This window comes from Flavobacterium daemonense (assembly GCF_007341385.1).
Taxonomy (GTDB): Bacteria; Bacteroidota; Bacteroidia; order Flavobacteriales; family Flavobacteriaceae; genus Flavobacterium; species Flavobacterium daemonense.
Genome location: NZ_VJYD01000005.1, coordinates 73502 through 88275, shown reverse-complemented (window position 1 = coordinate 88275; position 14774 = coordinate 73502). Strand labels below are relative to the sequence as shown.

Below are 14774 nucleotides of genomic sequence, written 5' to 3'. Positions count from 1 at the left end.
TGTTGTTTTTTATTTCGATCGTTTAATATTGGTCGTATTTGTCTCCAAAGTTAAACGTTAAAGAAAAACGAAGCGTGTTTTCTAACGGATTTATAACTTTTGATGTTGAGAACAAGTATGAAACATCAATTTTTACAATATTATATTTGAAGCCTGCACCTAAAGAGAAAAATTGTCTTGCTCCTTTTTCTGGGCTTTCATGAAAATATCCTGCACGAAATGCAAATGAATCTTGGTACATATATTCTCCAGCGAGACTGTAGGTTACTTCTTTTAATTCTTCGCTAAATCCACCTGGCGCATCTCCAAAAGATTTGAAAATTCCTTCAAACCAGCCAATGTTATTGTAATTATTGTAGGCAATTGTGCTCTGTTCCTGCGCGCTTTCTCCAGGGTCAGTATAATCGCCGTCTCCGTTTAAATCTACCGCGGCTTGTTGCCCTGGAGGTGTAGGTACCAATAATTTAGTAAACTCAAGACTTACGCCAACTTTGTTGTAATCGTCTAAAATGAAGTCAAAACCGCCTCCAAGACGCATATTAGCAGGTAAAAAGTTACTGCTTAAATCGTTATTGTCATAACTGATTTTTGGTCCAATATTTTGAAAATTAAATCCCGCTCTCCATCTTCCGTTGAAATCACTATACGCTATTTCTTCAGATTGATAAAAACCTGCCACATCAACTGCAAAAGAGCTTCCGGCAGTAGCATCGACATCTTCTGAAGCAACTTTTAAATTAGAGCGAATGTATCTTGCTCCAACGGCCATCGAAAAGGTTTCGCTTAATTTTTGTGAATACGATCCGTCTAAGGCAAGTTCATTTGGGTTTACTCGTCTAGGAATTTCATTTGGATCACCTGTTTGTCTTAACTCAATTTCTCCAAAGCCAAAATAACGAAAACTTCCTGCGAAAGCGCTTCGATCACTGAATTTGTTGTAATAAGTTAATTGGCCAAGTGAAATATCATTTGCTAAATCAGTTAAATAAGGAGTGTAACTGATAGAAAGTCCTTGTGCATCTGTCGAAAATGCATATTTGGCAGGGTTCCATTGCTGCGAAAAAACGTCAGATGAAGTGGCAACACCTTGATCAGCTAAACCCGCCGCTCTTGCATCAGCTGCGACTAATAAAAAAGGAACTCCAGTTGTGATAGGTCGAGTTTCTTGGGCTTTTGCGTGTGATATTATTAAAAAACAAATTAATAAATAGGATATTTTTTTCATTTAGGGAAATAATGGTATTTTATGGTACAAATATATATATTATTATAGGATGACAAGCTTTTCATATTTTTCTGCTTTTTTATTTGTCAAATTTGATTTGACTGTCAGTTTGTAAATATAAACTCCTTTACCTATCCGATCTCCATAATCGTCTTTTCCGTCCCAAGTTATTTCTCTTGACAGAAAACCTTCTGTTGTGATGATCTGGTTTGTCGTCCAGACTACTTTTCCTGTAATAGTCATAACTTGTACTTGCACTTCAAGAGGTTCATAAGGCCTGTTGTGCGAAAACCAAAATTGTGTGTAGGTTGAAAAGGGATTCGGGTAATTAAGAACGTGGGTTAAAGATAATGATTCATCTCCAACAACAATAAATTGTATTTCACTCGTTACAGGATTGTTGTAAACATCCCATGCTGTAAAGCTTATTGTGTGCAGTCCGGCTTTTAAATTTCGAAGCGGAAAGCGTAAATTTCCATTTGTATAATCGTCCAGTTTTGTTTGATAATAATCATTCAAAATATACGGATTGCTGACATCGCCATCTAATATTGCAACAATATCATGCCCAATTCCGCTGGCTGTATTGATTCCGTTTTCATCTTCAAGAAACGCCAGAAGAAATGGAGAATCATTTGTAATACCTCCAGAAACGAAAGTTTCATCATTCATATATAACTTCACTTTTGGGCTAATATTGTCCTGTGGTGCATTTTCATTTATGCCGCCAATTTTAATTATAGTGCTATAACCGGATTGATTCTCTAATGCTTGATTTTTCTTGGAATAAAAGCTGATTCGGCCATAATCGACCGGAATTCGGATGTCTCTTGGAACAACAAAACTAAATTCAAACTGACCGTTTGTAACGGTGGCATTGCCTCTAAAAATAGTTTCTCCTAATGTTTTAAATGACATTGCAGGGCTGAATCCGTCGTTGTTTAGCGTGGTTTGTGTGATTAATTTATCGAATATTGCTGTGGCAATTTCGCCATTATAATTACTTAAAAGTGTATTGTTCTCATCTGTGATTTCTCCTGAAATTTTGATCTTTGAAAGCGATTTTAAATCGGGAATTGCTTGAGAAATCACAATATCATTCACTTTTGTTAAATTAATTCGAGGTTTTGGAATTGCAAGCATCAAAGCAGGGTCACCAATATAAAAAATAACGTTGCTTGACGAACTTGGGTTTTCGTTTTTCGAAATTCTGAGCGCTTCGGCGATAGTTGTGTATTGATTCGATCCGTATGAAAATAGATTTTTGCTCAAGCTGTCGTTGAAATTTTCGGCATTAAATTGGCCTATAGAGCGAATTGTTGTCAGCATTGAAATGGCGCCACCTTTTGGGTTCCAATAGGTATATTCGCCAGCAGTTGGCCTTGTTGGATCGTCAAATCTGGAGAATTCACAAGTAATTGTAATGAATAAAGGATACTTGTATTGGTTGTTAAGATTTTGCCCATCTGATTTCTCCCAAATTCTTTCGCTTGCCAAGCCATCTTCACCACCATGCCCTAAATAGTTGAAAACCAAAGCGCCCTTTTCAAAAGCATTAAATAAATCGGTTCTTGCCTTTGGGTATCGCGATCCGCCAGCGGAGGCTTCCTGAGTATAGGAGTCCAGAATGATTTTGTCAATGTTGAAAAAAGGTTTTTGAGTAGCAATAACATCTGCCAATGCATTTTGGCGAGATTGAAGCGAAGCATCTGAACTTTGGTCAGCGTCATCACTTATTAATACAAAATTATATCGCCAGTTTCCATATGATTTGGTATCGTTATATTCTAAAACTTTGTTTACCATATCATTGGCCTGCGCGTTGTCAGAAACTAACATTCTTCCTGTTGCAATGTCAATTCCGCCAAAAAAATTGGTCACATTTCCTTCATCGGCATCCATTAAGCCGTAAAAATCGTCAGATGCAAATGCAGCTTCGCCTGTGCTGTTGCTTATTAAGGAGTGATATATAGGTACAATATTAGTATTGTTGGAAATTCGGTCTTTGTAATCGTAAGAAGCATCACCAAATAAATTTACATATTTGATTCTTTTGTCAGGTGAGGATGCATTTTCATAAATATATTTGATGCAGTTTCTAATGGCAGCAATATCTTGTTTGCCCGATGAAAATTCTTGATAGATATTTTCCAAAGCAATCACCTTTACATTTAAGTTGGAATAACTACGATGAAAAGATGCTAATTTTTCAGCCTGAGAAGCTAGAGATTTAGGCGAAATAATGACGTAATCAATATCTTGAAAACTGTTTTGGGCATTTCTGAAAAGCGTTCCTTTTAGATTTTGATTAGCAACTTTTGATTGGTTTTCTTTTAAAGGAGAGAAATAATCCGAAGCATCAATGGTAATATATTTTCTGATTTCTCCCAATGATGCTTTAAAGCTAAAAACGGCTTGATTTGAATTTTCAATTTTTGAAACATTATAAGGATCTGTAATATCCCAGACTTGTGATATTCCTGTAGCGTTTCCAATTGTATAATTTACAATTCCGGGCGTTGATCCTGCCAAATCGTACTGAAATTTGAATTGTTTTCCCGTTCCTAACAACTTTCTTTTTGCAACTATATTAATGTAGTCAAGGTAACCTTTTGACCCTGGAACACCATTGTTATTGTAAGTTAATTTTATTTTAATGTTGTCAGATCCTGTAAAAGTGGTGTTTGCAGGCAATTTACCAGTATAAAATTTGATGTCTGAACTCGAAACTAAGGTATTGAAATTGATGTTTCCTATGCTTTGTCCGTTTGCACTTACTGTAAATGAAGTTGGCGTAAAGGCTGCCGATGCACCAACAACTTCTATTTTGGCTGGAACCGATGTATCAATATTTGGAAACGAAAAAGCAAATTCCTGTTCTTGATTAATGTCAAATGATTCTCCAAACCATTGACGGCCCAAATGTGCAATATTAGTCTGGTCAATTTCGTGGTATTGATAGTCATCAAACGTGCTTAGCTCCAAAGTTGTAGTGCCTGATGGCTGATTTAGGGCTGGAATTCTTTTTCCGTCGCCGCCAATTGTCGTAATATAGTAATAGGACTTGGTGTCGAATAAATTTAGGTTGGTTTGGCTCTCAGGGTTCCAATTATCAACACCTTCTGCATAAAACAGAATATAATCTTCGTTGTTAAAAATTCCATCAGCCTCTCCAATAATCTGAATTGTATTTTCGGTTAAATCATCCGGATAATAAGTACTATTTGCCAGAGGAAGCATTCTGCCTCCGTTTCCGTAAATTTTAATTCTTCGTGGATCTGTTTTGCTTGGGTCAAAACCCAAACTTTGCAAGAACGATTTTGAGATTTTATATACGCCTGATTTTTCAATATAAAAGCGATACCAGTCGCCTGAAGCTAGAACGGAATTTGATATCACATTTGCCTTTTGGCTCGAAAAAGTATTGTTGTTTTTCGATGTTAAGCTAGATGAAGCATATGAAAAAGATTTGATTCGCTTAAAGCTATTTCCATCTCGGACAATTGGTGAAAGCGAAAGAAAAATTTGCCTTTGACCTCTTGACGAAGTCGTTTTTAACGTTTCATTTGGTTTTTCAGGAATGTTTTCAGGTGTTAAATCACCGAGTTCATTAACTGAAATTGCTTCATAAATAATGTTAGATAATTGTACAGAGGAGTTTGCTGCCAAGTTCGATTCGCTCAAATTAAGAAGCAATGTTATGCTTTTTTTAGTAGTATCGTACCGGAAACTGCTTCCTGAAAAATAGGGGACTACGGTTTTGAAATCACCAAAAGTCATTTCTTTTTTGCCTTGCCAATCTATTGTAAAGCTTCCATTTTCCTGAGAAAAACCAAGAATCGGAAGTAAAAAAAAGTATAAAATCAAAACTTGTTTCATAGGTTGGGAAAACAAAATTGTTTGCAAAATATTTTAGTAAGTAAAAATATAGTATTTCATGTTATAGTAATAATAAAAAGTATATTTTTGCGTTCGTAACTATAGGTTATTTTCTGGTAAAAAACAGCTAAATAAAATTATTAGAACAGATGTTGCTAATTAAATGTTAATTATTATATTGCAACACCTAAATTTATCACCTAAGAATGAGTATGAAAGTAAACAAAATTGTAGTCTTGCAATTAATGATGTCAATGGTATTGATGTTGGGCACGGCTAGTTGTAGCAAAAAATCGAGTTCCACTCACGCTTCTCGAGCGACTGGATGGGATGTAGATAGTCAGAATGGAACGGCTGCTAGAAATGCAGGAAAAAAACAACAGGCTGGTCCTGGTTTAGTTTTTGTTGAAGGAGGTACATTTACTATGGGTAAAGTACAAGATGATGTTATGCACGATTGGAATAACACACCTACTCAACAACACGTTCAGTCATTCTATATGGATGAAACCGAAGTTACGAATGGTATGTACTTAGAATACCTAGAGTGGTTGAAGAAAGTTTTCCCTCCAACAGAAGAAAATTACAAAAACATTTACACAGGAGCGTCTCCTGATACATTAGTGTGGAGAAATCGTTTAGGATACAACGAAACGATGACTAACAACTATTTAAGACATCCTTCATATGCTGAGTATCCTGTAGTTGGTGTTAACTGGATTCAGGCTGTTGAATTCAGTAAATGGAGAACAGACCGTGTAAACGAAGCTGTTTTAGAAAAAGACGGATACATTAAAAGAGGTGCAAAAACTAATGATGTTACTGCAGAAAGTTTGTTCAATACTGAGGCTTATTTAGCTTCTCCATCTACTCAATATGGAGGTAATGAAGAAATTGTGTTGAAGAAAAACCCTACTGGAAGAAGACCAAAAGCAGGAAAAGATGGAGTAGTTCCAGAAGAGAAAAATGTATATGCACAACGTTCTTCAGGAGTTATTTTGCCAGAATACAGACTTCCAACTGAAGCAGAATGGGAGTATGCAGCAGCTGCTGACGTAGGACAAAGAGAGTACAATATTTATAAAGGACAAAAGAAATACCCTTGGTCTGGAGATTATACTCGTTCTTCAAAACGTAAAAACAGAGGTGATCAATTGGCTAACTTTAAACAAGGAAACGGTGATTACGGTGGAATTGCAGGTTGGTCTGATGACGGAGCTGATATCACTAATAAAGTGAAAAGCTACGCAGCTAACGATTTTGGATTGTATGATATGGCGGGTAACGTTGCTGAATGGGTAGCTGACGTTTACAGACCTATTATCGATAATGAAGCAAATGATTTCAACTACTTTAGAGGTAACCTTTATGCTAAAAACAAAATTGGCAAAGATGGTAAAATCGAAATCGTGTCAACTTCTAACATTAAATATGATACTTTAAGTAACGGTAAAATTGTAGCGAGAAACCTTCCGGGAGAAATTGCTCAAGTTCCAGTTGACGATCAAGAAACATATTTGAGAACGAACTTCAGCACAAGTAATAATATCAATTATAGAGATGGTGATAAACAATCTTCTAGATATTTTGACTTCGGAGATTCAGAGTCTGGTCCAAAAGCTGATCAAGCAATGTACAATTCTCCTAAACACAATATCACTACTGATAGTTTAGGAAAAATGATCAGAAAATATGATAGCTCTAGTAAACGTACTACTTTAATCGATGATAAAGTAAGAGTTTACAAAGGAGGTTCTTGGAGAGATAGAGCTTACTGGTTAGATCCAGCTCAAAGAAGATACTTCCCTCAAGATATGGCAACTGACTACATTGGTTTCAGATGTGCAATGTCAAGAGTAGGATCTAAATCTGAAAAAAGAAAATCGCCAAGGAATTAAGATTTAGAAATTCCAATATAAAAAATTCCAAATTCCAAATGCTGTATATTCAGTCTGGAATTTGGAATTTTTTTATTGTTTTTTTTCTACTTTTATCATCTAATAAAAAATATTTAAATGAATATTCAAGACATTCATAATCTGTTTTTGAAATGTAAATCGCTTTCAATTGATACACGAAAAATTGAAAAAGATTCTATGTTTTTTGCTATTAAAGGAGAAAATTTTGACGCTAATACTTTTGCTGAAGAAGCGTTGAACTTAGGAGCATTATTTGTTGTTATAGACAGCGAATCGTACTTTATTGATGAGAGAACTATTTTGGTTCAAAATAGTTTAGAGGCGCTGCAGGAATTGGCAAAATTTCATCGTAATTATTTGAAATTGCCTATTGTGGCTTTAACAGGAAGTAACGGAAAAACAACAACAAAAGAGTTGATTAATGTTGTTCTTTCTAAAAAATACAAAACGAAGGCTACAATTGGAAATCTAAACAATCATATTGGTGTGCCTCTGACTTTGCTGTCTTTTACAAAGGAAACCGAAGTTGGAATCGTTGAAATGGGAGCGAACCATAAAAAAGAAATTGAATTTTTATGTGAAATCGCACAACCGGATTATGGATATATTACCAATTTTGGAAAAGCGCATTTAGAAGGTTTCGGTGGTGTTGAAGGCGTTATTCAAGGTAAAAGCGAAATGTATCAATATTTGGCAAAAAATAGCAAAACTGCGTTTGTAAATCTTGATGATCCAATTCAGATTGAAAAATCAGCAGGAATAAAATCATTCACTTTTGGGTTGAATAACAAAAACGCTGATCTAAATATTAAAAAAATCGAAGCTAATCCTTTTGTTGTAATCGACTTTGAAAATTTTAGCGTCGAATCGCATTTAATTGGCTTATACAACTCAAATAACATCAATGCTGCGGTTTCTATCGGAAGTTATTTTAAAGTGGAAGATGAAGCAATTAAAGAGGCAATTGAGAATTACATTCCTGCCAATAATAGATCTCAATTACTGAAAAAAGGCTCAAATAAAATTATCTTAGATGCCTATAATGCAAATCCAAGCAGCATGGCGGTTGCAATTGCGAACTTCTTGCAGTTGGACAATCAGAATAAAGTAATGATTTTGGGTGATATGTTTGAATTAGGAGCTGAAAGTCCGCAAGAGCATAAGATTATTGTAGAATCGTTGTCAAATCAAAACGAATCTGTTTGCTATTTGATCGGAAAAATGTTTTTTGAGAATAAAATCTCAAATGATAAACTTCATTTTTTTGAAACATTTGATGATTTTGCAAATCATTTGAAGACACTTCATTTTGACGATAATACTATTTTAATAAAAGGTTCCAGAGGAATGGCTTTGGAGCGAACGTTAGACTATATTTCATAAAAAAGAGAGCCATTCACGTTAACGAATGGCTCTCTTTTTTATATACTCATTAAGAATCCAATAAGATTTTCTTTTTTATTCAGTCCGAGTTTTTTTCTAAGACGATATCGGGCTAATTCAACTCCTCCTGTCGAAATGTTCATGATTTCGGCAATTTCTTTGGTTGACATATTCATCAGCAAATAAGTTGATAAATCGAGCTCGCGCGGTGAAATAGTTGGATATTTTTCTTTGAGCCTTTTCAAGAATTCAAAATGAACGTTTTTAATGTGTTTCTCTAAGTCTTTCCAGCTTTTATCTGTATTTACTTCTTTCACAATGCTCTTATTGAGTTTGCTGACTTGAAATTTAGTTGATTCATCGAGCGCTTCAACGTCAATTTCTTTTAATTTGTGGATAATTCCGTTTAAAATTTTATTTTTCTTTACAACCTGTAAAGAGTTGTTGACAAGTTCTTTATCTTTTGCTAGAATCTTGATTTGAAGTTTGTCATTTTTCAGTTTTTCGATTTCTTTTTCAAGATCATATTGATCTTGTCTAATTTTTGATTCTTTTTCAAGATATAATCTTCTTTGTTCAATTGTTTCGTAGTATTTGTTTTTTCTGATTTTCATTTTAATTCGGTCAGAAATCACGTAAATAGCAATTATGATTAAAATAAAATAAATCATTAAAGCTAAAAAGTGTCTGTACCACGGCGGGGAAACTGTAAAAGATATCGTCGACGGCTCCGATTGAATACCGTAGCTGTTTCTCACTTTTACTTTCATTGTGTACTCTCCCTCGCGAAGATTGGTGTATTCTTTTATGGAAATTGTTGACCAATTGCTCCACTTGTCATCAAAAGGCTCTAATTGATACGAGAATTCAACATTTTCTAGGTTTTCATAGGTTGGAGAAGAAAATGTAAATCGCACATGATTTGATGAATAAGGAATTCGGATATTTTCAATTTTATTCTGATTGTTTCCTAAAATTATAGTGTCGCCAGGAAACGAAAAACTTCTAATGAAAGCTTTTGGTTTGGTAACAAAATTATTGAGCAATTCTGGGTCATAATGTGCAAGACCGTCAGTTAATCCGATAAAAATATTATTTGCATCAATAGTATTGACAGAAAGATAATTACTGACTAAATTACCAGTTAAATTTGAGAATGGCGCAACAATATTAGTGTAGTAATTGTTCTTTTTCATTAAAACACCGAGTGACTCATCAAAAGCATACCATAAGTTAGATTGCGAATCCTCGCTTAAACTGTTAATTACAGGAATATTTTTGAATAATTTCGACATGTTTTTGTCTTCATAAAACAAATCTTGCTCTTTAGAATATTTGAAAAAGTGATTGTTTGTTTGGAAATACAACTGATTATCAATTTTTTGAATACTTCCTATGTTTTTATACTGTGGTGTGAGATGATTTATTTTTTTGATTGAAGAAAAACGTGTCAAATCATCACTCAATCTCATTTGATAAATAGATTCGTCTTTTTTAAGCCATAAATACGAATCATCAAGCTCAAAACTGTTTGAAGATTTATCAAAGCCAATAACCTGATTTTTATGTACTAATCCGTTTGCTGTTTTTTGGAAAATAGCAAAACCATCATAATTAGAGCCAATGAAATAACCGGGATGATTTGGAATACTTTTAAATCCGAAATATCCTTTTGTATCTATAACATTGGTTACTCTTCCTCCTGAAATGACCAATGCGCCACGGTTATTAGAGCAAATAAGCTCGTTGTCAATAATTTGTACATTCCAAGATTGTGCCGTTGTCCCTTCAACAAGTTTAAAAGTATCTTCTTTGAAACTAGTGTTCCACACATGATAAAAAACACCTTGGTTTGTTGCTACATAAAGATTTCCTTGATGTACGACAGATGCATAAACTGTACTAATATCATAACTAAATCCAAAGTATGTAAAAGGAGAACCCTCGTTTACAAACGCAATACCGTTGTCAAGCCCAAGCCAAAGGTTGTTTTTGTTGTCTATAAATGAAGTTAAAACTGTATTGTTCTGTAGGCCTTTTTTTCGATTTAAATGCTGAATAATTTTTCCGTTATAATCGCAGATTGCAATTCCGTCCAAAACCGAATTCAAAACGATAAAATTATTGTTTATCGTTACACCACCTAAAGAGTTGTTCTTTTTGACAAAATTGTTAGCTTCTGTATTCCAGGGTGTAACTGTGTTGTTTTCATAAATAAATAGACCTTTTTCTAATGTAATAACTAATATTTTGTTTTTTGATAGGCTGTACATCGCCCAAATCTCGGTATTATTAAAACTTGTTGTATTTGGCAGTGAATATAGCTTTCCATTTTTATATTCTAATATCCCTTTTTCAATGTCTTGAAAATAGAGTTTGTTATTTACCATGAATGAAAACTGAAATCTTTTAGGAGCTTTTAAAATCGTCAGTTTGTTATCCTTAAATATATAGGCTCTAGCAAAAGATTGAAAAATCACCTGATTTCCGAATGTGTGAATTTTCCAGATGAAGTCAATTATTTTGATTTTGTTTTTGTCAACTTGTTTAGATAATGATATGTATTGAAGTCTGCCTTTTTCGTTTGGTTTAAAATAACCAAACTCATTATAACCACCCACAAAAATTTTCCCATCGTCGGCGATTTTTAGACATCGTACAGAAGTTAAATTTGGAAGTGGATATTTTCTCCAAGAAGATCCATCAAACTGTAAAAGTCCATTATTATTTGCAAAATAGAGGTTTCCGTTCTTGTCCTGTCCAATATTCCAGTTTTGAGTTCCTCCTTTATATTCATTTCGTTTGTAATTTCTTACATCTGGAAGCCCTATGTTTTTAACTTGACCAAAAAAATTGATTGTGAATAATGTAAAAAAAGTAATAATAAAATATGATTTTGTCAATTTCATAAAAATTTTTCGAATTTTTAAATTTTGATGCTTAAATGCCTTGTTTGTAGTGTTTTATAATATGTTTTCTACTACTATCTCGTTGTAGAAAGCTGTTTTCTTCATAAAAATAAGCAATCTTATACAACTGTAGTGTTTATTTTTATAATTAACATTTCGATAACATCTTAAATTTTATTTTTAAAATACATATTTACAGTGTATTAAAAAAAAAATGATGTGTTTTTGTAATGTTGAAAATTTTGTTTTGATGTGTTTTTGTAGTGAATTTTACTTGTTGATAGTAAAAAAATAACATTATTATTGCATCAAATTACTAATTAATTAACCAAAATTTTTAGAAAAATGAAATTAACAAAATTACTTATTTTTTGTATTTCATCTCTGTTATTCTCGGTTATAGCTGTGGCTCAGGATGTCACAGTAAACGGGATGATAAATGATGAGAGTGGAATGCCAGTTCCTGGTGCAACAATTGTATTAAAAGGTACAAAAAAGTCTACTGCATCAGACTTTGATGGGAAATTCCAGATTCAAGTTCCGTCAAACGGTGTTTTGACAGTTACTTTTATTGGTTACAGCCCAGTTAGCGAAGCTGTAAACGGAAGAACAAAAATCACATTTCAATTAAAACCAGAATCACAAACATTAAATGAGGTTGTGGTTGTTGGATACGGTACTCAAAAGAAATCAGTAGTTACTGGAGCAATTTCTAGTGTAAAAGCTGCAGATTTAGAAAAAGTACCAAACGGACGTGTTGAGCAGTCTTTACAAGGTAGGGTAGCGGGTGTTTCTGTTGCATCTACTTCTGGACAGCCAGGTTCAGCTTCGAAGGTACGTATTAGAGGTATAACTACTTTCAGAGAAGGTGGAAATGATCCTCTATGGGTAATTGATGGTATTGCAGTAGATGCTGGTGCAATTGGTTTCATCAATCAAAGTGATATCGAATCTATCGAGGTACTTAAAGATGCTGCTTCTGCTGCAATTTATGGTACTCGTGCTGCAACTGGGGTTATCTTGGTTACTACTAAAAAAGGTAAATCTGGTAAAATTTCTGTAAACTATAACGGATTTGCAGGAGTATCTGCTCCAGCTAAAGTATTAAATATGCTTGATGCTACGCAGTATGCAACTATTATGAATGAAAAATCTGTAGCAGACGGTGGTGCAGTTAAATATCCTAACCCATCATCTTTAGGAAAAGGTACTGATTGGCAAGATGCAATCTTTAATAAATCAGCTTTCAGATACACACACGAATTAAGCTTCAGCGGTGGTGGTGAAAAATCTACTTTCTATGCTTCTTTTGGAATCCAAGATCAAGATGGTATTGTTACAACTGATATTTCTAACTATACAAAGAAAAATTTCCGTTTAAACTCTACTCACAAAATTTCTGAGTACTTTACTTTCGGTCAAACTTTTGGTTATACACACCAAAAATCTTCTTCACTTGGAAACACAAACAGTGAGTTTGGTGGACCTTTAAGTTCTGCAATCAACTTAGACCCTCTTACTCCATTAGTTGAAACAGATCCTGCTAAAACTAGCACAGGTTTCTATACAAATCCAAATGTAATTAGAGATGCAAACGGAAACCCTTACGGTATTTCTTCTTTAGTGCAACAAGAGATGAGCAACCCATTAGCATATACTCAAACTAGATTAGGTGGTTATAACTGGTCTGATGATTTTGTAGGGAATGCTTATTTAGAGGCTAACATCACTAAACACTTAAAATTCAGAACTACACTTGGTGGTAAATTAGCTTACTGGGGTAGCCAAGCTTTCACGCCAGTTTTCTTCTTGAATCCTAACGTTAAAGCTGATAGAAACAATTTCAATCAAAACAATGAGAAATCATTTGCTTGGACTCTTGAAAACATTTTAACTTACTCTAATAAATTTGGAAATCATAGTGTAAATGTATTAGCTGGACAAGGTGCTTATGTTGAAAATATTGGTACTGTTGTTAATACTACAATGTTTGGATTACCAATTTCAAGCTATAAAGATGCTTCTTGGAACTTTGATATTCCTCAAACAGACAGATCAACTACAACAAGTGATAAGACTGAGCACAAATTAGCTTCATTATTCTTACGTGGAAACTACGATTATATGGAGAAATACCTTTTCACTGGAATCGTTCGTCGTGATGGATCAACTCGTTTTGGTGAAAACAAAAAATTCGGAGTTTTCCCTTCATTCTCTTTAGGATGGGTTATTTCAAAAGAAGGATTCTGGAAAGAAAACAATGTAGTTAATACATTAAAACTACGTGGAGGATACGGAGTTGTTGGTAACGATAACATCGATGATTTCAAATATAGAGCGTTAGTTGTTGGAGGTTATAACTATGCAGTAGGAAATACTGGAAACATTACAACTGGTTATGGAAACTCTACTTTGCCAAACCCAGATTTAGGTTGGGAAGAAACTGCACAAACAACTGTTGGTCTTGATGCAAAACTTTTCAATGATTTCACGCTTGCAGCTGATTACTACAAAAAAACAACTAAAGGAATCTTAAGAAATGTTGTTATTCCTGGTTACGTAGGAGTTGTTGACGCACCTTCTGCTAACATTGCAGATATGAACAACAGTGGTTTCGAGATTGAACTTGGCTACAAGAAAAGACTTGGTGAGTTTAACTTAGGAGTTAACGGTAACGTTGCTTATTTGAAAAATGAAATCACTTATGTAGGTTCATCTACAAATTATATTGTTGGAGACGCTACTTTCCAATCTATGGGACCTGTAACAAGAACACAAGTAGGACATTCATTCAACGAGTTTTATGGTTACAAAACAGCAGGAATTTTCCAAAATGCTGCTGAAGTTGCTGCTTACAAAAATGCGTCAGGAGGAATGATTCAACCAAATGCTAAACCTGGGGATTTCCGTTGGGTAGATACAAATGGTGACGGAGCTATCTCTGATGATGACAAACAATTCTTAGGAACTAACTTGCCTAAATACACTTTCGGTCTTACTGTAAATTTAGATTACAAAAACTTTGATTTCATGGCATTTACTCAAGGATCTGCAGGAAGCAAAATTTTCCAAGGTTTAAGAAGACTTGATATCTTGAATGCAAATTACCAAACAAAAGCTTTAGACCGTTGGACTGGAGAAGGAACTTCAAATGATTATCCGAGATTGAGTAATAATGATCCAAATAAAAACTTCACTAACATGTCTGATTTTTATTTAGAAAATGGAAATTACTTACGCTTAAAAATCGTTCAGTTTGGTTACACTATGCCAAGCGCTATATCATCTAAAATTGGTGCTGATAAAGTTCGTTTTTACTTAACAGGAGAGAACTTAATCACGTTCACTAAATATACTGGATATGACCCAGAAATTGGAGGTCAGGTTTATGGTGTAGATAAAGGAGTTTATCCACAAGCTAGATCTATACTGTTTGGTGCAAACATTCAATTTTAAAAA

The 14774-nt window shown here is 34.1% G+C and carries 6 protein-coding genes; 3 read left to right on the top strand and 3 right to left on the bottom strand.

The window, feature by feature from the left end; genetic code table 11:
- Window positions 1-22: 22 nt before the first annotated feature.
- Window positions 23-1225 carry a type IX secretion system outer membrane channel protein PorV gene (gene porV, locus FND99_RS08335; RefSeq protein WP_144337513.1) on the bottom strand — a complete coding sequence of 401 codons (1203 nt, stop codon included), beginning with the start codon at window positions 1223-1225 and terminating at the stop codon, window positions 23-25.
- A 42-nt stretch (window positions 1226-1267) separates the two neighbouring features.
- Entirely contained in the window at window positions 1268-5104 is a 3837-nt protein-coding gene (gene porU, locus FND99_RS08330) for a type IX secretion system sortase PorU (protein WP_144337512.1), read from the bottom strand.
- Between the two features lie 212 nt (window positions 5105-5316).
- Between porU and gldJ the strand changes: the two genes are divergently transcribed.
- A complete protein-coding gene (gene gldJ, locus FND99_RS08325; protein ID WP_144337713.1) occupies window positions 5317-7002 on the top strand; it encodes a gliding motility lipoprotein GldJ in 1686 nt (561 codons plus the stop codon).
- Window positions 7003-7119: 117 nt separating this feature from the next.
- The gene (locus tag FND99_RS08320; protein ID WP_144337511.1) at window positions 7120-8406 is read left to right on the top strand and encodes a UDP-N-acetylmuramoyl-tripeptide--D-alanyl-D-alanine ligase; all 1287 of its coding nucleotides are present in this window, start codon (window positions 7120-7122) and stop codon (window positions 8404-8406) included.
- A gap of 38 nt (window positions 8407-8444) precedes the next feature.
- Here FND99_RS08320 and FND99_RS08315 read toward each other — a convergent pair whose 3' ends face one another.
- Window positions 8445-11315, bottom strand: coding sequence for a triple tyrosine motif-containing protein (locus FND99_RS08315; RefSeq protein WP_144337510.1), 2871 nt, complete (start codon window positions 11313-11315; stop codon window positions 8445-8447).
- 345 nt (window positions 11316-11660) lie between these two features.
- Between FND99_RS08315 and FND99_RS08310 the strand changes: the two genes are divergently transcribed.
- The gene (locus FND99_RS08310) at window positions 11661-14771 is read left to right on the top strand and encodes a SusC/RagA family TonB-linked outer membrane protein (RefSeq protein ID WP_144337509.1); all 3111 of its coding nucleotides are present in this window, start codon (window positions 11661-11663) and stop codon (window positions 14769-14771) included.
- Window positions 14772-14774: the final 3 nt, after the last annotated feature.